Source organism: Pseudomonas sp. PS02290, assembly GCF_029960075.1.
In the GTDB taxonomy this organism is placed as follows: Bacteria; Pseudomonadota; Gammaproteobacteria; order Pseudomonadales; family Pseudomonadaceae; genus Aquipseudomonas.
In genome coordinates, this window is sequence record NZ_JASCOY010000003.1 from 165,204 (window position 1) to 188,575 (window position 23,372).

The 23,372-nt window shown below is 60.4% G+C and carries 21 protein-coding genes; 8 read left to right on the forward strand and 13 right to left on the reverse strand.

Going from position 1 to position 23,372, the window contains the following annotated elements; translation table 11 throughout:
- Together QMX88_RS03220 and QMX88_RS03225 are read left to right on the forward strand one after the other, a co-directional pair.
- On the forward strand, positions 1-1,470 hold the full coding sequence (locus tag QMX88_RS03220) for a purine-cytosine permease family protein (protein WP_282366234.1): 1,470 nt from the start codon (positions 1-3) through the stop codon (positions 1,468-1,470).
- Positions 1,460-2,389 carry a PfkB family carbohydrate kinase gene (locus tag QMX88_RS03225; RefSeq protein ID WP_282366236.1) on the forward strand — a complete coding sequence of 310 codons (930 nt, stop codon included), beginning with the start codon at positions 1,460-1,462 and terminating at the stop codon, positions 2,387-2,389. The genes QMX88_RS03220 and QMX88_RS03225 overlap by 11 nt, the downstream gene beginning before the upstream one ends.
- Before the next feature lie 280 nt (positions 2,390-2,669).
- Here QMX88_RS03225 and QMX88_RS03230 read toward each other — a convergent pair whose 3' ends face one another.
- The 9 genes from QMX88_RS03230 to glpK all read right to left on the reverse strand — a co-directional run bounded on the left by QMX88_RS03230 (position 2,670) and on the right by glpK (position 13,814).
- Positions 2,670-3,995 carry a sigma-54-dependent transcriptional regulator gene (locus tag QMX88_RS03230; RefSeq protein WP_192171598.1) on the reverse strand — a complete coding sequence of 442 codons (1,326 nt, stop codon included), beginning with the start codon at positions 3,993-3,995 and terminating at the stop codon, positions 2,670-2,672.
- A 115-nt stretch (positions 3,996-4,110) separates the two neighbouring features.
- Complete coding sequence (locus QMX88_RS03235) at positions 4,111-6,009, reverse strand: sensor histidine kinase (RefSeq protein WP_282366239.1); 1,899 nt, start codon at positions 6,007-6,009, stop codon at positions 4,111-4,113.
- Between the two features lie 88 nt (positions 6,010-6,097).
- Positions 6,098-6,832, reverse strand: a complete 735-nt coding sequence (locus QMX88_RS03240; protein ID WP_037012313.1) for an amino acid ABC transporter ATP-binding protein — start codon at positions 6,830-6,832, stop codon at positions 6,098-6,100.
- Positions 6,829-7,497, reverse strand: a complete 669-nt coding sequence (locus QMX88_RS03245) for an amino acid ABC transporter permease (RefSeq protein WP_172612954.1) — start codon at positions 7,495-7,497, stop codon at positions 6,829-6,831. The genes QMX88_RS03240 and QMX88_RS03245 overlap by 4 nt, the downstream gene beginning before the upstream one ends.
- A complete protein-coding gene (locus tag QMX88_RS03250; protein WP_282366248.1) occupies positions 7,494-8,240 on the reverse strand; it encodes an amino acid ABC transporter permease in 747 nt (248 codons plus the stop codon). Before QMX88_RS03250 ends, QMX88_RS03245 begins: the two co-directional genes overlap by 4 nt.
- 117 nt (positions 8,241-8,357) lie before the next feature.
- Positions 8,358-9,272, reverse strand: a complete 915-nt coding sequence (locus tag QMX88_RS03255) for a glutamate/aspartate ABC transporter substrate-binding protein (RefSeq protein ID WP_122622341.1) — start codon at positions 9,270-9,272, stop codon at positions 8,358-8,360.
- 398 nt (positions 9,273-9,670) lie between these two features.
- Entirely contained in the window at positions 9,671-11,242 is a 1,572-nt protein-coding gene (glpD, locus tag QMX88_RS03260) for a glycerol-3-phosphate dehydrogenase (protein WP_282366258.1), read from the reverse strand.
- 215 nt (positions 11,243-11,457) lie between these two features.
- Positions 11,458-12,213, reverse strand: a complete 756-nt coding sequence (locus tag QMX88_RS03265) for a DeoR/GlpR family transcriptional regulator (protein WP_074888955.1) — start codon at positions 12,211-12,213, stop codon at positions 11,458-11,460.
- Between the two features lie 95 nt (positions 12,214-12,308).
- Positions 12,309-13,814, reverse strand: coding sequence for a glycerol kinase GlpK (gene glpK, locus QMX88_RS03270; RefSeq protein ID WP_192171593.1), 1,506 nt, complete (start codon positions 13,812-13,814; stop codon positions 12,309-12,311).
- 297 nt (positions 13,815-14,111) lie between these two features.
- On the opposite strand from glpK, the gene ybaK reads away from it, so the two are divergent.
- The gene (gene ybaK / locus QMX88_RS03275) at positions 14,112-14,582 is read left to right on the forward strand and encodes a Cys-tRNA(Pro) deacylase (RefSeq protein ID WP_192171592.1); all 471 of its coding nucleotides are present in this window, start codon (positions 14,112-14,114) and stop codon (positions 14,580-14,582) included.
- Positions 14,583-14,690: 108 nt separating this feature from the next.
- Entirely contained in the window at positions 14,691-15,479 is a 789-nt protein-coding gene (locus tag QMX88_RS03280; protein WP_282366267.1) for a PhzF family phenazine biosynthesis protein, read from the forward strand.
- A gap of 42 nt (positions 15,480-15,521) precedes the next feature.
- On the opposite strand, the gene QMX88_RS03285 is transcribed toward QMX88_RS03280, so the two are convergent.
- Both QMX88_RS03285 and argF read right to left on the reverse strand, forming a co-directional pair.
- The gene (locus tag QMX88_RS03285; RefSeq protein WP_282366268.1) at positions 15,522-16,601 is read right to left on the reverse strand and encodes an ABC transporter ATP-binding protein; all 1,080 of its coding nucleotides are present in this window, start codon (positions 16,599-16,601) and stop codon (positions 15,522-15,524) included.
- Entirely contained in the window at positions 16,598-17,518 is a 921-nt protein-coding gene (argF, locus tag QMX88_RS03290) for an ornithine carbamoyltransferase (RefSeq protein WP_282366270.1), read from the reverse strand. The genes QMX88_RS03285 and argF overlap by 4 nt, the downstream gene beginning before the upstream one ends.
- Positions 17,519-17,968: 450 nt before the next feature.
- Here argF and QMX88_RS03295 point away from each other — a divergent pair, with 450 nt between their 5' ends.
- The 3 genes from QMX88_RS03295 (at position 17,969) to grxD (ending at position 20,964) form a co-directional block, all read left to right on the forward strand.
- The gene (locus tag QMX88_RS03295; protein ID WP_192171588.1) at positions 17,969-18,271 is read left to right on the forward strand and encodes a hypothetical protein; all 303 of its coding nucleotides are present in this window, start codon (positions 17,969-17,971) and stop codon (positions 18,269-18,271) included.
- A gap of 147 nt (positions 18,272-18,418) precedes the next feature.
- Positions 18,419-20,527: a molybdopterin oxidoreductase family protein gene (locus QMX88_RS03300; RefSeq protein ID WP_282366272.1), complete on the forward strand. Its 2,109-nt coding sequence runs from the start codon at positions 18,419-18,421 to the stop codon at positions 20,525-20,527.
- 107 nt (positions 20,528-20,634) lie between these two features.
- On the forward strand, positions 20,635-20,964 hold the full coding sequence (grxD, locus tag QMX88_RS03305; protein WP_065992552.1) for a Grx4 family monothiol glutaredoxin: 330 nt from the start codon (positions 20,635-20,637) through the stop codon (positions 20,962-20,964).
- A gap of 88 nt (positions 20,965-21,052) precedes the next feature.
- Here grxD and bfr read toward each other — a convergent pair whose 3' ends face one another.
- Both bfr and QMX88_RS03315 read right to left on the reverse strand, forming a co-directional pair.
- Positions 21,053-21,529 (reverse strand): bacterioferritin, encoded by a 477-nt coding sequence (bfr, locus tag QMX88_RS03310; protein WP_065992554.1) that lies wholly within the window; start codon positions 21,527-21,529, stop codon positions 21,053-21,055.
- A 200-nt stretch (positions 21,530-21,729) separates the two neighbouring features.
- Positions 21,730-21,948, reverse strand: a complete 219-nt coding sequence (locus QMX88_RS03315) for a bacterioferritin-associated ferredoxin (protein WP_065992556.1) — start codon at positions 21,946-21,948, stop codon at positions 21,730-21,732.
- A gap of 716 nt (positions 21,949-22,664) precedes the next feature.
- Here QMX88_RS03315 and QMX88_RS03320 point away from each other — a divergent pair.
- On the forward strand, positions 22,665-22,934 hold the full coding sequence (locus tag QMX88_RS03320) for a hypothetical protein (protein ID WP_282366282.1): 270 nt from the start codon (positions 22,665-22,667) through the stop codon (positions 22,932-22,934).
- The last annotated feature ends 438 nt before the right edge of the window (positions 22,935-23,372 follow it).

A 23,372-nucleotide genomic window follows, 5' to 3' on the forward strand; every position in this document is an offset into this window, starting at 1 on the left:
ATGACGTCATCCAACGCCGCTCAAGGCGCAGGTCAGCTTGAAACACGCGGCATCGAACCGGTTCCGGAAAACGAATGCAACGGCCACCCGTTGCAGCTTTTCTGGGTGTGGTTCGCGGCCAATATCAGCATCCTCGGTCTGCCGCTGGGGGCGACGCTCGTGGCCTTTCGCGGGCTGTCGATCGGGCAGGCGATCATCGTGGCGATCCTCGGCGCGGGCGGCTCGTTTGCGGTGGTCGGGGTCATTTCCATTGCCGGCCGCCGGGGCAGGGCGCCGAGTCTTACGCTATCGCGGGCCATCTTTGGCGTGCGCGGGAATATCGGTCCGACCATCGTTTCGCTGATGTCGCGTCTGGGCTGGGAAACCGTGAACACCACGACCGCCGCTTTCGTACTGCTGTCGCTGTGTTCGATCCTCTTCGCCACACCGGTGGAGGCCAAGAGTGCGCCGGGCCTGACCCTGGTGTTCATCGCCATTTTCGTGCTGATGACGCTGACCGTTTCCGGCCTCGGCCATGCCACTTTGCTGGTCATCCAGAAATGGGCGACGTACATCTTTGGCGCGTTGAACATCATCGTCGGCGGCTTCCTGATCGCGCACATCGACTGGGCCGCTGTGTTCAACGCTGCGCCTGCACCGGTGAGCGCGATGATCATCGGGATCGGCACCATGGCGGCAGGCACGGGCATCGGCTGGGCCAACGCAGGCGCTGATATGTCGCGCTACCAGCATCGCAGCGTCAAGGCGACGCGGCTGGTGGCCTCGGCGGCTTTCGGCGCCGGCATCCCGCTGGTGTTGCTGATCACCCTGGGCGGGCTGCTGTCGGTAGGCAACGACCACTTGGCGTCGGCCACCGATCCGATCATCGCGATCCGCGAGCTGCTGCCGACCTGGATGGCCGTGCCGTACCTGATCACGGCGTTCGGCGGGCTGCTGCTCTCGAATAACCTGTCGGTGTACTCGGCAGGGCTGACCACGCTGACCCTGGGCCTGAAGATCAAGCGCGTACACGCAGTGATTGTCGACATCGTGGCCATCTTCGCCGGCTCGATTTACTTCATGTTGATCGCCGACAGTTTTTACGGCCCCTTCATCACCTTCATTTCGATGCTCGCCGTGCCGATCACCGCGTGGGTCGGGATCTTCGTCGTCGACCTGATGCATCGCCACTACTACTCACCGGCTGACTTGATGGACGTTTCGCCGCGCAGCGCCTATTGGTATCGCGGCGGCATCGAGTGGCGTGCGCTGGGTGCGTGGGCCCTGGCCATCGTGCTCGGTTACAGTTTCACCACCGTCGCCACCACGCCGCAGAACGTGATATTCAAGGGCTTGCTGTCGGACTCATGGTTTGGCCATAACGGGCTGGGCTGGATCGTCACCTTCCTGGTGGCGGGTGGTCTGTATGCCTTGCTCGGCGGTGCCCGTGACCGTCGTGTCGTTGCAAAAGAGGTTGTTCATGCCCGCTAGATTGCTCTACACGGGCCAGGTCGTGGTCGATCTGGTCATGGCCCTTGACGCTTTGCCACGTTCCGGCGGCGATGTGCTCGCCCGTTCGGCGGCTTTCGAAACCGGCGGCGGATTCAACGTGATGGCCGCGGCACGGCGCAGCGGTATGCCGACGGTGTACCTCGGTCGCCACGGCGCGGGGCGTTTCGGCGATCTGGCGCGGCAGGCCATGGCGGCGGAAGGCATCGACATCGCGGCGGCGGCGTCCACGGCTCAGGACACGGGCCTGTCGGTAGCGCTCATCGAGCCTTCGGCCGAGCGTTCGTTCATTTCCTACGTTGGTGCCGAGGGCGGTTTGTCGGCTGAGGATCTGCGCGGCGTCGATGTGCAGGCTGAGGATTTCGTGTTCGTCAGTGGCTACAGCTTGCTGCACGAAGGCAAGGTGTCGACGCTGCTGGATTGGCTCGCGCAGTTGCCGGCAGGGGCGGGCGTGGTGTTCGATCCGGGGCCGCTGATCGATTCGCCGGAAGCGTCCGGCATGCCGGCGGTGTTGCCATTGATCACGCTGTGGACGAGCAATGCCGAAGAGGCGCTGCGCTTCACCGGGTGCGGGACTATCGATGGAGCCCTCGACAGGCTGGCGCACTGGCTGCGCACTGACGCGCTGATTGTTGTGCGCGACGGGCCGAACGGCTGCTGGATCCGTCAGGGTTCCGAGGTCCGACACGTTCGGGGGTTTCCGGTGACGGCCATCGATACCAACGGCGCCGGTGATGCCCATGCGGGGGTGTTGCTGGCCGGGCTGGCATCAGGGCTTTCAGCGTCGCAAGCGGCACTGCGCGCCAATGCAGCTGCGGCCATTGCCGTCACCCGCTGGGGCCCGGCGACTGCGCCGACGGCGGCAGAGGTGGATGCGCTAGTGGGCCGCACTGACTTTTAAAACCCGGTCGTCCATGTGCCGCTTTGTGGGGCAGATAACGCGGTCCTTGTGGGAGTGAGCTTGCTCACGAAGACGGTATTTCAGCCACTGAAGAATGGGTGAATATACGCGGACTCTGTGGGAGTGAGCTTGCTCACGAAGAGGCCATTACAACCGCTGCATAGGGGGTGGATGTCCCGTCCCCTTCGCGAGCAAGCTCGCTCCCACGGTTCGTGCATCGGCAGGAAGATCGGAAGTGTCGGCACGTTAGATGACAGCAGTTGGGGGTGAGCCCACGCAGTCACCCCAACCCGTATTTCTTCACCTTGTCGAACAACGTGGTCTTGGCCATGCCCAGTTCCTGGCTGGCCTGACTGAGATTCCCGCCGCTGCGCTGCAACGCCTCGCCCAGCAGGTTCTTCTCAAACGCTTCCACCGCTTCGGCGAAATCAAGGCTCTGGGTGGCGACTTCCGCACCGGCGGTCTTGAACGCCGGCAGGCCCAATGCGTAGCGCTCGGCGACGTTGCGCAGCTCGCGCACGTTGCCCGGCCAGTCGTGGGCCAGCAGGGCCGAGCGGGTCTGTGCATCCAGCTGCGGCGCTTCACGGTCAAAGCGCAGCGACGACTGCTGCAGAAAATGTTCGAACAACTGCAGGATGTCTTCGCGCCGCTCGCGCAAGGGCGGCAGTTCGAGGGTCACCACGTTCAGCCGGTAATACAGGTCGCTGCGAAACTGGCCCGCTTTGCTCAGCGCGTTCAGCTCCGACTTGGTCGCCGCAATCACCCGGCAATCCACCGCTACGCTCTGGTTCGACCCCAGTCGCTCCAGGGTGCGCTCCTGCAATACCCGCAGCAGTTTGATCTGCAAGTTGATGGGCATGCTTTCCACTTCATCGAGAAACAGCGTGCCGTTGTGCGCGTGTTCGATCTTGCCGATGCGGCGTTTGCCGGCGCCGGTGAACGCGTTGGCCTCGTGACCGAAGATCTCGCTCTCGAACAGGCTTTCTGGCAGGCCGCCGCAGTTAAGTGCTACGAACTGATGGTCATGGCGGCGGCTGAAGTCATGCAGGCAACGGGCGACGAGTTCTTTCCCGGTGCCGGTTTCGCCTTCGATCAGCACATTGGCCGAGGTGTCCGCGACGTTGGCGATCAGCGCGCGCAGGGTCTGCATCGCCTGGGAGCGGCCAATGATCTTGCCTTCCAGGGAGTTGCGCTCGGCCAGTTGGCGGCGCAGCGACCAGACCTCCCGGGCCAGCCCGCGCTGCTCCAGGGCGCGGCGGGCGGCGTCGACCAGGCGCTCGGGGGAGAAGGGCTTTTCCATGAAATCGTAGGCGCCATCGCGCATCGCGCCGACGGCCATCGACACGTCGCCGTGGCCGGTAATCAGCACCACAGGCAGGGTCCGGTCGCGTTCTTTCAGGCGCTTGAGCAGCTCAAGCCCGTCCATGCCCGGCAGGCGAATGTCACTGATGACGATGCCGGCGAAGTTCTCACTGACCAACGCCAGCGCTTCTTCCGCGCTGCCTACGCCCTGGCTGTGAATGTCTTCCAGCGCCAGCGCCTGTTGGCAGCCAAGCAGGACATGCGGGTCGTCTTCGACGATGAGGACCGTCAGATCAGTGTTCATGGTGTATTCCAGTGCGTGCCCGCGAAGCGGTGTGTCAGGTTTTTGGACAGGGTGACTGCCTCACTGCTTTCCCGAGCAAACAGGCTCCGAAAATGTCCGGCAATGCGTTGATCTCTCATACACCCGCCGCCCCGGGATCAACCAGAGGCAACACCAGCACGAACATCGTGCCGCCCTCGGCCGGGTCTTCAGCGTTGAGCGTGCCGCCTGCCGCAGCGGCGAGGCTGGCTGACAGCGTCAGGCCCAACCCCAGTCCCTGTTCGCCGGGCTTGGTGGTAAAGAAGGGTTCGAACAAATGCTTGCGCGCTTCGGCGTCGATGCCGTGGCCGTTGTCCCGCACCCGCAGCCGATAGCGGCCCTCGAACACGTCACCTTCCAGCCACAGAATCGGCAACGGCTGCGCCTGCATGGCGTCCAGTGCGTTGCCGATCAGGTTGACCAGAATCTGCTCAAGCCGGGTCTGATCAATCGCCAGTTCGACATCGTCGATCTGCTGATGCAGCTCCAATGACGCATTGTCCAGGCGCGCCGCCAGCAACTGCAGTGCAGCTTCGACTGCCTTGGTCAGCGACGCCTGACCTTTGTCTTCTCCGCGCCGGGCGAAGGCACGCAGGCTGGCCGTGATGCGGCCCATGCGATCCACCAGATCGTTAATGGTGTGCAAGTTCGCACTCGCCGTGTCCAGCGCGCCCCGTTCGAGAAACCGAACGGTGTTGCCCGACAACGTGCGCAGCGCGGCCAGTGGCTGATTCAGTTCATGGGCGATGCTGGTGGACATCTGGCCGATGGCGGCGAGTTTGCCGGCCTGGATCAATTCGTCCTGGGCCTGGCGCAGGGTTTCCTCGGCCTGGCGACGTTCACGAATCTGGCCCTTCAGGCGTTCGTTGCTCGCGCGAAGGTCGGCGGTGCGGTCGGTGATGCGCCGTTCCAGCTCGTTGTTCGCCTGTTCCAGCGCTTCACGGGCGGCGAGGCGGGTAGAAATCACCTTGCGGCGCTCGTTCCAGGCAATCAGCAGAAACGCCACCAGCGCGCAGGCGACGGCGACCAGCATTCCCTGATTGGCGGCTTCCCGGCGCAAGTCTTCCAGCGGCGTCAGCAGGGTCAGGTGCCAGGGCGTGTCAGCCAGTTCGCGGGTCTGCGCCAGATAACTCACCACCGTGTGCTCGTGATCGACGCTGGTGTTTGCAGGAAAGGTCAGCTTCTCGACCCCGTCGGCAATCGATTCACGTTCCAGCGGCACCAGCTCGTTGAGCGGCCACCAGTAATACTGCAGGCTGCGCGCCAGCCGCTCCTTGATCTCGGCGGTCAGCGGGCGGACTGATTTCAGCCGTCGGGCCGGGTCACTGGAGAGAATGATGATGCCGTTCTCGTCGCTGACAAACGCTTCCAGGCGCGCGCGCTGCCAGCGTTCTTCCAGGGCTTCGAGCCGGACCTTGATCACCGCGACGCCGATAATCTTGCCTTTCTCTTCCAGCCCGTGGGCCAGGTAGTAACCCGGTTCCCCGGTGGTGCTGCCGATGCCGTAGAAGCGGCCCGGCAGACCGCGAATCGCGTCCTGATAATAGGCGCGGAAAGACAGGTCCTCACCGAGGTAGCTGTCGGCATCGCGCCAGTTGCTGGTCGCCAGCACCCGGCCGGTGGTGTCCAGCACATAGATGGCCCGACTGCGGCTGCGCCGGTTCAGGCCTTCGAGGTAATCGTTGACCTTGGCGCGCAACTCCGCAGACGGATTGTTGAGCAGGTCGGAAACATTGGATTCCAGCTCCAGCACGCTGGGCAGGTAGTTGTACTTGTTGATCTCGCTCTCGACGGTGCGCGCGTGCAGCTCCAACTGACGCTGACCGTTTTCACCCAACGCCTTGATGGCGTTCTTCTCGCTGTACAGATATGTGACGTAACCCAGCGCAATCATCAGCAGGATGATCAGCGGCGGCACGAACAGATGGCGGATCAGTCGGGGTTTCACGGCGAGTGATGGCGGCGCGGCGCGGTAGAGAGGGGGGTCGCATTTCATCACAGTCGTCCTGGACCGACCAGCCGCTCGTTTCATCATTCATGAACGAGCGGCCGGTGGTTTTTACGCCCTCGAAGGGCTAATGCTTTTAGTGCTGCAGGATTTTGTTGAGGAACTGCTGAGCCCGCTCCGAACGCGCGTTGACGTCGCCGAAGAACTCTTCCTTCTCGCAGTCTTCGACGATCTGACCCTTGTCCATGAAGATCACCCGATCCGCCACTTTGCGGGCGAAGCCCATTTCGTGGGTCACGCACATCATGGTCATGCCTTCGTGGGCCAGTTGCACCATTACGTCGAGCACTTCGTTGACCATTTCCGGGTCGAGCGCGGAGGTCGGTTCGTCGAACAGCATCACCACCGGGTCCATCGCCAGCGCGCGGGCAATCGCCACACGCTGTTGCTGGCCGCCCGACAGTTGCCCCGGATGCTTGTGGGCATGGGCAGACAGGCCGACACGCTCGAGCAGTTGCAGGCCTTTTTTCGTGGCTTCTTCCTTGCTGCGGCCCAGCACCTTGATCTGCGCGATGGTCAGGTTTTCGGTGATGGTCAGGTGCGGAAACAGCTCGAAATGCTGGAACACCATGCCGACGCGCGAGCGCAGTTTCGGCAGATTGGTTTTCGGGTCAGCGATCGACGTGCCATCGACCACGATATCGCCTTTCTGAAACGGCTCCAGCGCGTTGACACACTTGATCAGCGTGGACTTGCCCGAGCCCGACGGGCCGCAGACCACAATCACTTCGCCTTTTTTGACCTCAGTGCTGCAATCGGTCAGCACCTGGAAGTCCCCATACCACTTGTTGATATTTTTGATGGAAATCATACGGCTAACCTTTTTTGCATGAACTTGACCAGGCGCGACGCGGCGAAGCTGATCGTGAAGTACACCAGACCGGCGACAATCAGGAACTCGTTGGAGCGCCCGATGATGTCGCCGCTGGAGCGTGCCGAGTTGAGGAAGTCGACCAGACCGACCGTGTAGACCAGGGAGGTGTCCTGAAACAGGATGATGCTCTGCTGCAACAGCAGCGGGGTCATCTTGCGGAACGCCTGGGGCAGGATGATCAGGCGCATCATCTGGCCGTAGGTCATGCCCAATGCTTGAGCGGCGCCCATCTGGCCACGGGAAATCGACTGAACGCCGGCCCGCACGATTTCACAGAAGTAGGCCGCCTCGAACATCATGAAGGCCACGACGCAGGAGGTGAACGCGCCGATCGGCGTGTCTTCGCCGGTGATCCAGCGCAGCACGAACGGCACCGCCAGGTAGAACCAGGTGATGACCAGCAGCAGCGGAATCGAACGGAAATAGTTGACGTAGGCGCCGGCAACACGTGACGCCAGCTTGTTCGACGACAACCGCATCAGCGCCAGAATCGTGCCGATGATGATGCCGCCCACGATGCCCATGGCCATCAACTGCAAGGTCATGAGCATGCCGTTCCACATGCCCGGAATCGCAGGAATCACTCCAGAGAAGTCCATTATTTACCTCCCACGGAGATCAGGCCCGGCACCGCGACTTTCTTCTCGACCAGACGCATGAGCAGCATCAGGCTCATGTTCAGCGTGAAGTAGATCAGCGTCGCCAGGGTGAAGGCTTCGAACAGGTTCGCGGAAAACTCGGCGGTCTGTTTGGTCTGCGCGAGCAATTCCATCAGGCCGATCAGCGACGCCACGGACGAGTTCTTGAACACGTTGAGGAATTCGGAGGTAAGCGGCGGAATGATGATCCGGTACGCCTGGGGCAGCAGCACGTTCCAGTAGATTTGCGGCAGCTTGAAACCCATGGCGCGGGCGGCGGATTCCTGCCCCACCGGCAACGCCTGAATACCGGTGCGCACCTGTTCGCAGACACGTGCGGCGGTGAACAGGCCCAGGCACACGACAACGCTCAGGAACGCCGAGGTGGTCGGATTGAGGTCTTGCTTGTACCACTCCTGCAGATTCTCAGGCAGCAGATCCGGCAAAAGGAAGTACCAGATGAACAGCTGCACCAGCAGTGGCACGTTACGGAAAATTTCCACGTAAATCGCGGCGATGGAAGAAACGATGCGGTTTGGCACCGTACGCATCACCCCGAGCACCGAGCCCAGGAGTAACGCAATGATCCAGGCAGCAACGGCAATGGCGATGGTCCAGCCCAGCCCGGTGATGTACCAGTCCAGGTAGGTCTCGCTGCCGACGCCCGTGGACTTGAAGAACACGCCCCAGTCCCAGTTGTAATTCATCAGGGTCTCCCCCTTATCGATCGTTATGCACGCACACGCCAGGTAGCGGCTTCCGAAGACGCAGGGCGTCTCCGGAAGTCAGGCTTTTCACGTTGTCAGAATGGCGGAGCGAAGGACTCAGGCCTTCTTGTCCGGCGCCGGCTTGTCGTTCGGGTTGGCGATCAGCGCTTTGAGCTGTTCGCTCATCGGGAACATCAAGTTCAGGCCTTTTGGCGGAATCGGCTGGGTGAACCACTTGTCGTAGATCTTGTTGATCTCGCCCGATTTGTAGGTCGCAACGATAGCGTCGTCGACGGCTTTCTTGAACGCAGGGTCTTCCTTGCGAACCATGCAGCCGTAGATTTCGTAGGACTGAGGGGTGCCGGTGACGGCCCAGTCGGTCGGCTTCTTGGCCTTGGCCATTTCGCCTGCGAGCAGGGCGTCGTCCATCATGAAAGCAACGGCGCGGCCCGATTCCAGCATCTGGAACGACTCGCCGTGGTCTTTGGCAGAGATGACATTCATGCCCATCTGCTTGTCGGCGTTCATCGCCTTGAGGATGCGCTCGGACGTGGTGCCGGCCGTGGTCACGACGTTCTTGCCTTTGAGGTCGTCGAAGTCTTTGTAGGACGAGTCAGCCTTGCTCAGCAGACGGGTGCCGATTTCGAAAATGCCGACGGAGAAGTCGACTTGCTGGGCGCGCTCGGCGTTGTTGGTGGTCGAGCCACATTCAACGTCGACGGTACCGTTCTGCACCAGCGGGATACGGGTCTGGGAAGTGACCAGGTTGTACTTGACCTTCAGATCAGGCATGTCCAGGTCTTTCTTGATCGCTTCGACGATCTTCAGCTGGATGTCAGCGGAGTAGCCCACTGGCACGCCGGAAGCGTCAGCGATGTAGGAAAAAGGAATGGAGGAGTCGCGGTGACCGAGGGTGATAGTGCCGGACTCTTTGATTTTCTTCAGAGTGCCCGTCAGTTCGGCGGCGAAAACAGGGGTGGTGATCAAAGCGGCAGCAATGGCTGCGCCCAGGATGTGGGGAACGATGCGCATCTGGTTTACCTCGACATTGTTTTTTTTATTGGGCCGGTGTTGGACGGCCCTATCGTTTCAGAGCGCTTCAACGGCGGCCCAGTCAGGCGACACGCTACATCGAAGCAATCGTGCAAGAGTGTAGAGCATGAGTCATGCCAGAGATGTGACTGGGGCTAAGCGCATGAAAGTTAGGGATATTTACGCAGAAGGGATGTGTGCACAGGGACTCGGCCGTCCGGGATTCCGAATCGGGAGGGGGAGGGTGTTCGGGAATCCGAATGGTATCGCAGGGGTTTCAGAGTAGGTAGCCAATGGTTTTGCCGTGTGACTTCTGACGCTTTCCCGGCTGAAGCCGGTCCTACAAAATCGCGTCATTTCAGTAGGACCGGCTTTAGCCGGGAATTTGGTCTGGCAAATTACGCGTGGATCTTTGGTGCCGATACCGACCAGTCAAGCCGGTCAATCGAACCGGTGCTGCTTGCGACATTGTCCAGGTACCGCTGAACGTTCTCGTGCTCCTGGGCATTGGTGAACAAACCAAGCTTGGTCCGGCGCCACAGGATGTCATCGGCCTTGGTCGCCCATTCCTCGCTGCACAGGTAATCCACCTCGCGGCTGTACAGACCGCCGCCCAAGTGTTCGCCCATATCGCTCAGTGTCTGAACGCCCTCCACGATGCGCCAACTGCGGGACCCATAAGTAATGGCCCAACGCTTGGCGATCTCTGCCGGCAGCCAGGTGCAACGCTGTTGCAGCTCGGCGGCCAGTGCCTGAGGCGTGGTCATGCTTTCACCGCCCGGCAGACTGGCTTTCGCGGTCCAGCTTGGCTTCATCTGCGGGAAGAACGGCGCGAGTTGCTGCATCGCCGATTCCGCCAGCTTGCGGTAGGTGGTCAGCTTGCCGCCGAACACGGAGAGGATCGGCGCTTCTTGAGCACTGCCCGACAGCGACAGGGTGTAGTCGCGGGTGATGGCTGACGGGTTGTCCGACTCGTCATTGCACAGCGGACGCACGCCTGACCACGTGCTCAGAATGTCAGCGCGGCTGAGTTGCTTCTTGAAGTGGTCGTTGACGATTTTTAGCAGGTAATCGGTCTCACCTTCGGTGATCGCGACTTTCCCCGGATCGCCGGAGTACTCGCGGTCAGTTGTACCGATAATGGTGAAGCGTTCCAGGTACGGAATGGCGAACACGATTCGCTGATCCTCGTTCTGCAGGATGAAGGCGTTTTCGCCTTCATACAGCTTCGGCACGATCAAGTGGCTGCCCTGAATCAGGCGAATGCCGTACTGCGATTCGAGCTTGAGGTCTTCACGAATGAATTTGGCGACCCATGGACCGGCTGCGTTGACCAGCGCTTTGGCGCGAATGGAAAACAGGCTGCCGTCCGCACGTTCCATGTTCATGTGCCACACGCCGCCGCTGCGACGGGCGCCCAGGCAGCGGGTCTGGGTATGAATGTGCGCGCCTTTTTCACGGGCGGCCATGGCGTTGAGGACCACCAGACGAGCATCGTCAACCCAGCAATCTGAGTACTCGAAACCCTTGGTGATCGAGCTGTTCAGCGGGCTGTTGGCGCCAAAGCGAATGGTCTTTGACGCTGCCAGCTTCTCGCGCTTGCCAAGGTGGTCATACAGGAACAGCCCGGCGCGGATCATCCACGCAGGGCGCAGGTGTGGGCGGTGAGGCAATACGAAACGCATCGGCTTGACGATGTGCGGCGCTTTTTCCAGCAGCACCTCGCGTTCAGCCAGCGCTTCGCGAACCAGACGGAATTCGTAGTGTTCCAGGTAGCGCAGGCCGCCGTGGATCAGCTTGCTGCTGGCCGATGACGTATGGCTGGCGAGGTCATCCTTCTCGCAGAGAAAGACCGAGAGGCCCCGGCCCGATGCGTCTGCCGCGATACCGACACCATTGATGCCACCACCGATCACGGCAACGTCGTAGACCTCGGAAAGGGGTGGGGTCGGCAAACTGGACTGGGCCATCGGGGCCTCCTGAGTGTTCGATCGCGTTCGAATGCTGCGCTATGGGGAGGGCGAATTCGAACATTTATGTTCATTTCCGAAAATAGTAGCGCAATAAGGCGAACACAGCCACTCAGTATTTATTGAAAATACTGATGGGAGAGCGAGGAAAGGAACAAAAGTGAACATCGGAAGTGAAGCGAGCGCTGGAATCGCGCTCGCCCATGGATCGAGGGTTAAACCACTTCCAGCCGAATCTTGTTCTGCGTCAGCAGTTGCGCCAGTGCGGGCACAGGCGTCTGGTCAGTCACCAGGCAGTCGATCAGCGTGATCGGCCCCAGGCGAACCATCGCGTTACGGCCGAACTTGCTGGAGTCAGCAGCCAGAATCACCTGACGCGCGTTGGCGATGATCGCCTGGGAAACGCGCACTTCCTGATAATCGAAATCCAGCAGACTGCCGTCCTCGTCGATCCCGCTGATGCCCACAAGGGCGAAATCGACCTTGAACTGCGTGATGAAATCCACGCTCGCCTGACCGACCACGCCGCCATCCCGGCGCACATTGCCGCCTGCCAGCAGCACTTCGAAGTCATCCTTGCCGCTGAGAATCGACGCCACGTGCAGGTTGTTGGTGATGATCTTCAAGTGGTTGTGGTTGAGCAGCGCCCGGGCGATGGATTCGGTGGTGGTGCCGATGTTGATGAACAGCGACGCATGATCGGGTATCTGCGCAGCGATGGCCTCGGCGATGCGTTGCTTCTCATCACGCATCTGGTCGGCACGCATGGCATAGGCAGTGTTTTCGATGCTGGAGTCGTAGGCCGCGCCACCGTGGTAGCGACGCAGGAGGTTCATTTCCGCGAGCTGATTGATGTCGCGGCGAATGGTTTGTGGGGTCACGACGAACAGCTGCGCCATTTCCTCGATGCTGACGTAGCCGCGCTCACGGACCAGCTCGAGGATCTGCTGTTGACGGGGTGGCAGATTCATTTTTTATCCTTCGGGCACGGGCGCCCATGATGCCGCAGGCAGCCATTACCTGTCAGCCGGAAAAAATGCTTCCGCCGCTCCGTTCAGGATCGCGCTTATTCAGCTTCTTCGTGGGGTTCCCAGTCGCGCGTACGGTCCACCGCCTTGCGCCAGCCGGCGTACAGTTTTTCCTTCTCGGCGTCATCGCACTGCGGCTCGAACTTGCGCTCGATGACCGCCTTGCCCTTCAGCTCGTCCAGCCCGCTCCAGAACCCGATCGCGAGACCGGCCAGGTATGCCGCGCCCAGTGCGGTGGTTTCGCGCATTTTCGGGCGCTCCACCGGCGTGCCGAGAATGTCGGCCTGGAACTGCATGAGGAAGTTGTTTGCCACTGCGCCGCCGTCAACGCGAAGAGCCTTGAGCGGCTCGCCAGCGTCCTGTTGCATGGCGTCGAGCACGTCGCGAGTCTGGTAGGCGATGGATTCCAGTGCCGCACGAATGATGTGATCGACCTTGACGCCACGGGTCAGGCCGAACAAGGCGCCCCGTGCATACGGGTCCCAGTAGGGCGCGCCCAGGCCGGTGAACGCAGGCACCAGATAAACGCCATTGCTGTTCTTCACTTTGGTGGCGAAGTATTCGGTGTCCATGGAATCGTTCACGATCTTCAGCTCGTCGCGCAGCCACTGCACGGTGGAGCCGCCGTTGAATACAGCACCCTCCAGCGCATACGCCACTTCGCCGCGCGGACCGCAGCCGATGGTGGTCAACAGGCCGTGATTGGATTTCACGGCTTTCTTGCCCGTGTTCATCAGCAGGAAGCAGCCGGTGCCGTAGGTGTTCTTCGCCTGACCCGGCTCGACGCACATCTGGCCGAACAATGCCGATTGCTGATCGCCGGCGATCCCTGCGATGGGAATGCCGCTTTTGCTGTGGCCGTAGACTTCGGACGATGACTTGACCTCCGGCAACATCTCCCGGGGCACGTCGAGGACGTCGAGCATGCGCTGATCCCACTCCAGCGTATGGATGTTGAACATCATCGTGCGCGAGGCGTTGGTGTAGTCGGTGACGTGCACCTTGCCGCCGGTAAATTTCCAGATCAGCCAGCTATCGACAGTGCCGAAGAGCAGCTCGCCACGGCGGGCGCGCTCGCGGCTGCCCTCAACGTGGTCAAGAATCCACTTCAGCTTGCTGCCAGAAAAGTACGGGTCGATGACCAGACCGGTGGTGTCGCGGATGTAGTCTTCCAGACCGTCGCGCTTGAGCTGCTGACAGATCTCGGTGCTGCGGCGGCATTGCCAGACCACGGCGTTGTAGATCGGCCGGCCGGTGTCTTTCTCCCAGACCACCGTGGTTTCACGCTGGTTGGTGATACCGATCGCGGCGATCTGGTTGTGGTGCAGGTTGGCCTGGGCCAGCACCTTGGTCATGCACGCAGTCTGGGTGGCGAAGATTTCCATCGGATCGTGCTCGACCCAACCAGGCTGGGGATAATGCTGAACGAACTCGCTCTGGGCGCTGCTCACCACGTTGGCGTCACGGTCAAAAATGATGGCGCGGGAACTGGTGGTGCCTTGATCCAGAGCGATGATGTAATTCTTATTTTCGGTGTCGGTCATGGTGAATGCCTGTGATGAAACGAGATTCCGGAAACTGCCGTCCGTTTTGTTGCCTGTGCCAAGTGCCTTTGCGCACTGAATACCGGGATGGCGTCAAGGAAGCAAGCGGGATATTCGTATTCGAAAAAATATAGACGTAAACGAACCTTGTCAAAGGTCGAAAGCGAACCTTATCGATGAAAGTTTCAAGTCGCCGATATTAGTGGATAAGTCCTGCGCAAACGCAGGCATTTCGATAACCGATGGCCTAAAGTATCGGCAGCAAACAAGAAAGTGTCTGGCTGTCTGGAGCACTGCATGACCCCTGCATTGGATTTACTGAAAAAGGTTCGCGCCGAACATCGCGTGCACAGTTACGAGCACGATCCCAAAGCCGCCTCCTATGGCCTGGAAGCGGCAGAAAAACTGGATCTGGCCCCCGCTCAGGTGTTCAAGACCCTGCTGGCCAGCACCGAAAAAGGCGAGCTGCTGGTCGCGGTGGTCCCCGTCGTGGGCTCGCTGGACCTGAAAGCGCTGGCCCATGCCGCAGGCGCAAAAAAAGCAGAGATGGCTGACCCCGCCGCCGCCCAGCGTGCCACCGGTTATCTCCTGGGCGGGATCAGCCCGCTGGGACAGAAGAAAAGGCTGCGCACCTTCATCGATGAGTCCGCTCAACCCTTCGCGACGATTTTTGTCAGCGCGGGTCGACGCGGGCTTGAAGTCGAGCTGCCCGCCGCCGTACTTGCACAACACACCGGTGCCTCCTTTGCCCGGATTGGCCGGGAATGATTCGCCAGGTTCGTCAGAAATGCCTGACCCTTTCATGCGGTGATGCTGGCCGCAGATCCGCAGCGCCCGAACCGGGTCGCCGCATTTCTTTACACGGGGATGCCTTCCATGCAGCTTGAATTCCATCAGGTCGATGCTTTCACCGACCGCCCGTTCTCAGGCAACCCGGCAATGGTCTACCGCCTGGACGCCTGGCTTTCCGATCAATTGATGCAGCAGATTGCTTCCGAGCACAATTTGTCGGAGACCGCCTTTCTGGTCCGTGAAGCCCCGGCCTGGCACATCCGCTGGTTCACCCCGACCCATGAAGTGCCGCTCTGCGGGCATGCGACCCTCGCCAGCGCCTTCGTGCTGTTCGAGAAGTACGGCGAGAAGGCTGAAGTCATTCACTTCACCGGTAAATCCGGGCCGCTGAGCGTGAGCCGTGAAAGTCATCGGCTGGTCCTGGACTTTCCGTCGATGCCGCCCGCCGAACAGGGGGTGACGTTGGATATCGAGCGGGCTCTCGGCACCGCCGTCGTCGACGTGCTGAGTGCTGCGGAATTGCTCGTGGTACTGGAATCCGAGCAGGCGGTTCGCGACTGCAAACCCGACTTTGCCGCCCTCGCGCGGTTGCCGTGGCCGGGTGTGATCGTGACTGCCAAGGGTGACGGCGAACGCTACGATTTTGTCTCGCGCTACTTCGCGCCGGGCATCGGCATCAATGAAGACCCGGTCACGGGCTCGACCCACTGCAGCCTGATTCCCTACTGGTCGGCGCGCCTGAACAAGTTCAGCCTGACGGGCTATCAGGCGTCGGCGCGGGGAGGGGAGCTGTTCTGCCGGCTGGAGGGTGACCGAGTGAAGATTGGCGGGTACGCGACGCTGGTGGCCAGCGGCGCGTTGATACTTGGATAGTTGATGCGGGGCTGAAGGTGCCTGATCGAGAATGACAGGCCTTCAGATCGCGACGTCTCGATGCACCGGCACGCTGCCCGAGGTTGGAAACAGCACCAGATGCTCGGCCGAGACTTCGAAGCCGACCTGATCCCCGGCGCGCAGATCCACGTGGCTGGGGAACAACGCCTCCAGCTGCGTGCCGGTCGGCAGTTGCAGGCGATACAAAGTGGCAGCGCCCTGAAACGTCAGGCTCGCAACGCGGGCCTTGATCGGGCTGTCGGGCGCATGAATGAGGTCGTCAGGGCGCAGCAACACATCCATCGGGGTGCCGCGCGCGCCGGCGTAGGCACGATTGCCCCGCAGCACGCCCAATTCGGTCTGCACTGACTCGGCATCGATCAAGTGCCCGCGAATGAAATAACCCTGTCCGACGAAACTGGCGACATAAGGCGTCGCCGGCTCGTGATAGAGGTTGTAGGGCGTGTCCCACTGTTCCAGCCGACCGTCCTTGAACACGCCGACATGGTCGCTCACGGCAAAGGCTTCTTCCTGATCGTGGGTCACCAGAATCGCGCTGGTGCCACGGGCCTTGAGAATGTCGCGCACCTCCTGGCTCAGGCGCCGACGCAACTCGCCATCCAGGTTTGAAAACGGCTCATCCAGCAGTAACAACTGCGGCTCCGGCGCGAGTGCGCGGGCCAGCGCCACACGTTGCTGCTGTCCACCGGAAAGTTCGTGGGGGTGACGCGCGCCCAGTGCGCCCAGGTTAACCAGCTCCAGCATCTCCTGAACCACCTGCTTTTGGCGCGGATGGTTGCGGATGCCGAAGACGATGTTGTCGGCGACCGTGAGGTGCGGAAACAGCGCGTAGTCCTGAAACACCATGCCGATGCGGCGCTTCTCCGGGGCCAGCGTAAAGCCGGCCCGCGAAATGACCTCGCCGGCCAGCGTGATCTCGCCTTCGTGTACCGGCTCGAAACCGGCGATGGCGCGCAGGGTGGTGGTCTTGCCGCAGCCGGACGAACCCAGCAGGCAACCGATGTCGCCGGCATTCAGGTGCAGATTGAGGTTCTGCACCACCCGTTGGTCCTGATAACCGCAGGCGAGGTTATGCAGGGTCAGCAGCAGGGGCTGGCTCATGGGGCAGTAAAGGCCGGCGCCACGAGGAATTCAAGCAGGGCTTTCTGCGCATGCAGCCGGTTCTCGGCCTGATCCCACGCCACCGAACGCGGGTCATCCAGCAAGTCTTCGCTGATCTCTTCGCCACGGTGCGCTGGCAGGCAGTGCATGAAAATCACGTCTTCAGCCGCGCGGTCGAGCATTTCGCGGGTGACCTGGAACGGCTTGAACAGGGCCAGACGCTTGGCGGCTTCCTCTTCCTGCCCCATCGACGTCCAGACATCGGTGGAGACCAGATGCGCACCTTTCACCGCTTCGTGGGGGGCACGAGTCAGGGTCACGCGATCACCCGCCAGGGCCAGGAAATGCGCGCTGGGTTCGTAGCCTTCCGGGCAGGCGACCCGCAACTGAAAGTCGAACTGAATCGCTGCTTCTATATAGCTGTTGCACATGTTGTTGCCATCGCCGATCCACGCCACGGTCTTGCCCTGAATGGAACCGCGATGCTCGAGGAATGTTTGCATGTCGGCCAGCAACTGGCAGGGATGAAGGTCATCGGACAGGCCGTTGATGACCGGCACGCGGGAATAGGCGGCGAATTCGGTGAGGTTGCTGTGGGCAAAGGTCCGGATCATCACGGCATCGACCATCCGCGACATGACCCGGGCGCCATCGGCAATCGGCTCGCCACGGCCCAGTTGGGTGTCCCGAGGAGAGAGGAAGATGGCCTGGCCGCCCAGCTGGATCATCCCGGCTTCGAACGAGACACGGGTCCGCGTCGAGGATTTCTCGAAGATCATCGCCAGGATGCGGCCCTTCAACGGCTCGAAGAGCACGCCTCGATTTCGCAGGTCCTTCAGCTCAACGCCGCGACGAATCACCCCGACCAGCTCAGCGGGGGTGTAGTCCATCATCGAGAGAAAGTGCCTTGCGCTCATCATTAACTACCTTGTCTGCAACAGACCGCAGATCCTCAAAGCCGGGTTTTTTTCGGAAAAACGGGCGAGACCTGCGGCGAAAGCCGCACGGGGCGACGAATAGGGAAGGCGCGAGGGTATAAGAAAATGTCGCCTGATGCCAAGGCCCGCCGTGACGGAAAATCGTCGTCGGACGTTCGGTAGCCTGAAAGCGGCGTTCGCAGGACGCTTTTCATGTAACGAAGTGCTACAGTCATGTTTCTGCGCAGGCCTTTCGCCATCGCATTAGTCCTGATCAGATCGCTCGCATGTGACACCCTTTGGGGTCGCTGCGATTACTGCCTGATCCGTAACAGTCGCAAACCACTGTGCAGCCTTATGCGACATGCTTCACGCCGCGGAAACCCGGACGTTTCCTAAACCATCGGCGTGGGTTATAAAGGCGGCTTATGTCCTCCAAAGAGGTGGGGAATGGATTCAAAAGAGCAACAACTGACGGAACTGCTCGGGCTCACGGCTCGAACCCTTACGCACCTCACGGCGTCCATGACGTCGATGTCGTTCGAACTGATGCGCAGCGAAGACGAGGTCACACGTTCTGCGGGGCGTCGGATGATCGATCGCATGGCAACCATCAGCGCCGGACTCGACGAGCACTGGCGGCTGATCGGCGAACTCACCGGCATCCAGGTGTCTCAGGAGCAGATCGAAACGGTTCATGAGGTGCAGATGCAGCGCAAGGTGGTCACGCCCATCGGTGGCGCTGCTTCCTGAGTGACGCTTCCTTCATCGGGTGAGCTATCGGCTCGCCTGATGCAGCCCGATTCACGGCACTGACGTTTCTGGCGCATCGCCCGGACAGGTCCCATAGTTTTGTATCCGCGATCGGCTTGATCGCCCTATAAAAACTCGAGACTGGCGATGACCAAGACTCTCCACCACCGTGCCTGTCACCTGTGCGAGGCGATTTGCGGCCTCACCCTCGAAACCACCCTGCAGGACGACGTCACCACCCTGATCACCTCGATCAAGGGCGATGCGCAGGACACCTTCAGTCGCGGGCACATCTGCCCCAAAGCCGTCGCGCTGCAAGATATCCAGAATGACCCCGATCGCCTCCGGCAGCCCATGCAGCGCATTGGCAACGACTGGCAGCCGATCGAGTGGCAGACCGCGTTTGATCTGATCGCCGAGCGCCTGGCCGACATTCAGGCGCGCCATGGTCAGAACGCGGTGGCGGTGTATCAGGGCAACCCCAGCGTGCATAACTATGGGCTGATGACCCACAGCAATTATTTTCTAGGGCTGCTGAAAACCCGCAATCGTTATTCCGCAACGTCTGTAGACCAGCTTCCCCATCACCTGACCAGTCATTTGATGTACGGCCACGGCCTGCTGCTGCCCATCGCCGACATTGACCACACCGATTTCATGCTCATCCTCGGCGGCAATCCGCTGGCGTCCAACGGCAGCATCATGACTGTGCCGGACGTCGAGAAGCGCCTCAAGGCGATTCAGGCCCGTGGCGGCAAAGTCGTCGTGGTCGATCCGCGACGCAGTGAAACCGCCGCGATCGCCGATCAGCACCTGTTCATCCGTCCGGGCGGCGACGCAGCGTTTCTGTTCGGCGTGCTGCACACCCTGTTCGCCGAAGGCCTGACCCGTGAAAGCCACCTTGCCGTTGATGGCCTGGAGGATGTCCGCGCGGCGGTCAGCGAGATGAACGCCGACGCGATGAGCCCTCGATGCGGGGTGCCGGCCGAGCAGATCAGGCAGCTCGCGCGGGACTTCGCCGCCGCCGAAAGTGCGGTGTGTTATGGGCGTATGGGTATTTCCACTCAGGCGTTCGGCACGCTCTGCCACTGGCTCGTGCAACTGATCAATCTGGTCACCGGCAATCTCGACCGTGCAGGCGGTGCGCTGTGCACCGAGCCCGCGCTGGATCTGGTGGCGTCGACCTCCGGCGGCAGCTTCAATCGCTGGCAGAGCCGCGTCTCGCAACTGCCCGAGTACGGCGGCGAGCTGCCGGTGTCTGCACTGGCCGAGGAAATGCTGACCCCTGGAGAAGGGCAGATCAAGGCGCTGGTTACGGTCGCGGGCAACCCGGTGTTGTCGACACCCAACGGCCGTCAGCTCGACACCGCGCTTGAAGGGCTGGAATTCATGGTCAGCGTCGATTTGTACATCAACGAAACCACGCGGCACGCAGACCTCATCCTGCCATCGACGTCCGCGCTGGAAAACGACCACTACGACACCACGTTCAACATGTTCGCCGTGCGCAACGTCACCCGCTTCAACCGCGCGATCCTGGCCAAGCCCGAAGGCGCGCTGCACGACTGGGAAATCTTTGTCGGCCTCGCCCAGGCGTTCGCACTGAAAACCGGTCGCGAGCTGAAACCGACGATGCCGCCGGCGCAGATGGTCGATCGCGGTCTGCGCGCCGGGCTGTATGGTGATGCTTCGCCGTTTAAGTTGTCCCTGGAAACACTGGCGCAGTATCCCCACGGCCTGGACCTTGGCCCGCTCAAGCCCAACCTCGCTGCGCGCCTCAAAACGGTCAATCAGCGCGTGCAGGCCGCGCCGCCGGTGATCCTTGCCGATCTTGCTCGCTTCGCCGCGCAGCCGGCTCCGCACGCCGATGGCCTCATGCTCATCGGTCGGCGCCATGTGCGCAGCAATAATTCATGGATGCACAATTACCATCGTCTGGTGAAAGGCAAGCCGCGGCATCAGTTGCTGATGCACCCCGACGACTTGCTCAGCCGAGGGTTGGTGGACGGACAGCGGGTCAGGGTCAGCTCGCGGGTCGGCGTGATCGAGGTCGAGGTCATGGGCAGCGCCGACATGATGCCCGGGGTCGTCAGCCTGCCCCATGGCTGGGGCCACGGTCGTCCGGGCGTGAAAATGGACATCGCGGCGGCACAGCCAGGTGAAAGCGCGAATGACCTGACTGACGAGCGGGCGCTGGACGGAGTTTCCGGTAACGCCGTGCTGAACGGGGTGCCGGTTACGGTTGCGGCGGCATGACGGTCATCGGGGCGATCAAGGCCAAGACCGAGCGTTATGCTCGGGAATCGTTTAGAATGCGCCACCGTGTCGACACATACAGTCGTAAAGTTTAGCCGAGGTGCTCCATGGATATTATCGAAACGATCAAAGATCAGATTGCCAGCAACACCGTTCTGCTTTACATGAAAGGCGCTCCGAATGCTCCGCAGTGCGGCTTCTCGGCCAAGGCTTCTCAGGCACTGATGGCGTGTGGCGAAAAGTTCGCGTACGTCGATATCCTGCAGAACCCTGAAATCCGCGCCAATCTGCCGAAGTACGCCAACTGGCCAACTTTCCCGCAGCTGTGGGTCGGTGGTGAACTGGTCGGCGGTAGCGACATCATCACTGAAATGCAGGCCGACGGTTCGCTGCAGAAACTGGTGAAAGACGCTGTTGCGAAGAACGCCACTGCCTGATTTCGGCAGTCGCAAAAAAGCCCCGCTCTCTGCCGAGAAGCGGGGCTTTTTATTGGGCGATGCTTTAAGACGATGTCCGAGACTGGAATCAGTCTTCTTCGCCCATCTGCGATTGCAGGTAGTTTTCGATGCCGACCTTGTCGATCAGGCCCAGCTGGGTTTCCAGCCAGTCGATGTGCTCTTCTTCCGATTCCAGAATGTCTTCCAGCATCTCGCGGCTGCCAAAGTCGCCAACAGTTTCGCAGTGCGCGATGGCTGCTTTCAAGTCGGCGTGGCCCTTGCGCTCGATGCGCAGGTCACACTCAAGCATTTCCTTGGTGTGCTCGCCGATCAGGATCTTGCCGAGGTCCTGCAGGTTTGGCAGGCCTTCCAGGAACAGGATGCGCTTGATCAGCTTGTCAGCGTGTTTCATCTCGTCGATGGATTCGTGGTACTCGTGTTTGCCCAGCTTGTTCAGGCCCCAGTCTTCGTACATGCGCGCATGCAGGAAGTACTGATTGATCGCGACCAGCTCGTTACCGAGGATCTTGTTGAGATGCTGGATGACTGTGATGTCGCCTTTCATGATCGGGTCCTGTCGAAGGTATAGGTAATACAGGCGGCAAGTCTGAGCCCCCTCTATAACTCTGTCAAACCTAAGTTATTGAATAATAAGTGAAAATAAATAGGAATAAGAATGTTTGTGTTCCGCATCTTGTTGCTAAGCGATTGAATGAAAGGCATAAAAAAACCGGACAGTGTCCGGTTTTGTTTGAAATCGGTAATTCAGGCAGCTGAAAATTCTGCGGGGTAGGCGAGGGCGGCATGACTGGTTTGCAGCTCGGTCAGGGTTTCACGCACCACTTCCTTCGCCAGGCAGGCACATTTGCCGCATTTGCTGGCGACACCCAGGGTCTCGCGGACGTCACGATAACTGCAGCATCCTTCCATGATTGCTTCACGGATTTGTCCGTCGGTAACACCTTGGCAGAGGCAGACATACATATAAGAAACCGTCGCTGAGTGATTGGCTCAATGCGAGGGATACTAATGTTAATGAGAATGCTTGTCAAAACTACTCAGCCTTCTGGATGTGACCTCCGATGAGTGGTCAGCCGAGTCCCAATGCTGATTCCCCATACGCAGAGATGCATAGATAGGTCCTGCCTAACGGCAGAACGTTTCGCCTTCGGCGAGTTACTTGGAAAAAGCACCCCAAGTAACCAAGGGTGCTTGCTCCTGGTTTGGCCCTTCCTTCGTCAGGGTTCCTTCACTCCGGTCTCGCTCCGTGGGCCCGCGCCGAACGGACATCCATGTCCTGACGGCGCTCTCGCCGCATCCATGCGGCTCGGCCCACTCCGCGAGACCTCCGTTCAGCCTGCACCCAAGTCGCGATTGCTGTCGTCTGAACTCTCTGCGTATGAAGATCAAAAGCAACGGCAAAGGCAACGACTGAAGCCGGTCTCAAAGGTGGACGCGGTATGCTTTTTTAGTGGGACCGGCTTTAGCCGGGAAGGGGCCAGTTCAGGCGCTGGGTATTTCGCTGATTGTGATCGGGCCTCTCCCGCGAACCGGCGTTTCAGGCGCAGGTAAATCTGCGGCAGATGTCATTTTTGCGTCCGGTGCTTAAAAAGATTGAACCGCTTTCAAGCCGCTTCGCCTAATGATCAGCGTGTGGAGATTCCCACAGGCCTTGTGCTAATACCGGCACTCTTTGAGAGGTGGTTAACGTGGCTAAAGACGACAAGAAAACCAAAGGTGAAGCTTCGAAGGCCAGCAAGGATTTGAAGGACAAAAAGTCCTCTCCGGAAAAGAAATCAGCGGCAGCCTCGGCGCTTTCGAAGTCTTCCGACAAGAAAGACGCGAAGAAAGACACCAAGAAAGCGGCTGAGCCAAAAAAAGCTGCAAAGAAGGCGGATAGCAAGCCAGAGAAGGCCAAGAAATCCGACAAGGCAGAAAAAGCCGACAAGCCTGCAAAAAAGAAAAAGTGATAACTGCACTGCGCTAGGGCTTTACGCCCTAGCTTCCTTAGAACGTCCTGTTCGATTATTGTAAATCCTCACTCCCACTTATCTCTTCAACGCCCAGTCGCAGCCTCCGACGGGTGAGCGCACGTTTAAAATTTACGGTGTTCACGCCGGCCCCTTCCCGGCTAAAGCCGGTCCCACTAAAAAGCACCGCGGACACCCCTTGGGACCAGTTTCAGCCGGCAAGCTTTTGATCTGCTTTTGATCTTCAAACGCAAAAAGCCCAAACACCGCCAATCGCGACTTTGGTGCAGGCTGAACGCAGGTCTCGCGGAGTGGGTCGAGCCGCATGGATGCGGCGAGAGCGCCGTCAGGACATGGATGTCCGTTCGGCGCGGGCCCACGGAGCGAGACCGGAGTGAAGGAACCCTGACGAAGGAAGGGCCCAACCAGGAGCACAAG

What these genes read in the sequence shown, in the direction of transcription:
- QMX88_RS03220 (WP_282366234.1), top strand. Translation starts at nt 1, where the DNA reads ATGACGTCATCCAACGCCGCTCAAGGCGCAGGTCAGCTTGAAACACGC.
- QMX88_RS03225 (WP_282366236.1), top strand. Translation starts at nt 1,460, where the DNA reads ATGCCCGCTAGATTGCTCTACACGGGCCAGGTCGTGGTCGATCTGGTC.
- QMX88_RS03230 (WP_192171598.1), bottom strand. Translation starts at nt 3,995, where the DNA reads ATGAACACTGATCTGACGGTCCTCATCGTCGAAGACGACCCGCATGTC.
- QMX88_RS03235 (WP_282366239.1), bottom strand. Translation starts at nt 6,009, where the DNA reads ATGAAATGCGACCCCCCTCTCTACCGCGCCGCGCCGCCATCACTCGCC.
- QMX88_RS03240 (WP_037012313.1), bottom strand. Translation starts at nt 6,832, where the DNA reads ATGATTTCCATCAAAAATATCAACAAGTGGTATGGGGACTTCCAGGTG.
- QMX88_RS03250 (WP_282366248.1), bottom strand. Translation starts at nt 8,240, where the DNA reads ATGAATTACAACTGGGACTGGGGCGTGTTCTTCAAGTCCACGGGCGTC.
- QMX88_RS03255 (WP_122622341.1), bottom strand. Translation starts at nt 9,272, where the DNA reads ATGCGCATCGTTCCCCACATCCTGGGCGCAGCCATTGCTGCCGCTTTG.
- glpD (WP_282366258.1), bottom strand. Translation starts at nt 11,242, where the DNA reads ATGGCCCAGTCCAGTTTGCCGACCCCACCCCTTTCCGAGGTCTACGAC.
- QMX88_RS03265 (WP_074888955.1), bottom strand. Translation starts at nt 12,213, where the DNA reads ATGAATCTGCCACCCCGTCAACAGCAGATCCTCGAGCTGGTCCGTGAG.
- glpK (WP_192171593.1), bottom strand. Translation starts at nt 13,814, where the DNA reads ATGACCGACACCGAAAATAAGAATTACATCATCGCTCTGGATCAAGGC.
- ybaK (WP_192171592.1), top strand. Translation starts at nt 14,112, where the DNA reads ATGACCCCTGCATTGGATTTACTGAAAAAGGTTCGCGCCGAACATCGC.
- QMX88_RS03280 (WP_282366267.1), top strand. Translation starts at nt 14,691, where the DNA reads ATGCAGCTTGAATTCCATCAGGTCGATGCTTTCACCGACCGCCCGTTC.
- QMX88_RS03285 (WP_282366268.1), bottom strand. Translation starts at nt 16,601, where the DNA reads ATGAGCCAGCCCCTGCTGCTGACCCTGCATAACCTCGCCTGCGGTTAT.
- argF (WP_282366270.1), bottom strand. Translation starts at nt 17,518, where the DNA reads ATGAGCGCAAGGCACTTTCTCTCGATGATGGACTACACCCCCGCTGAG.
- QMX88_RS03295 (WP_192171588.1), top strand. Translation starts at nt 17,969, where the DNA reads ATGGATTCAAAAGAGCAACAACTGACGGAACTGCTCGGGCTCACGGCT.
- QMX88_RS03300 (WP_282366272.1), top strand. Translation starts at nt 18,419, where the DNA reads ATGACCAAGACTCTCCACCACCGTGCCTGTCACCTGTGCGAGGCGATT.
- grxD (WP_065992552.1), top strand. Translation starts at nt 20,635, where the DNA reads ATGGATATTATCGAAACGATCAAAGATCAGATTGCCAGCAACACCGTT.
- bfr (WP_065992554.1), bottom strand. Translation starts at nt 21,529, where the DNA reads ATGAAAGGCGACATCACAGTCATCCAGCATCTCAACAAGATCCTCGGT.
- QMX88_RS03315 (WP_065992556.1), bottom strand. Translation starts at nt 21,948, where the DNA reads ATGTATGTCTGCCTCTGCCAAGGTGTTACCGACGGACAAATCCGTGAA.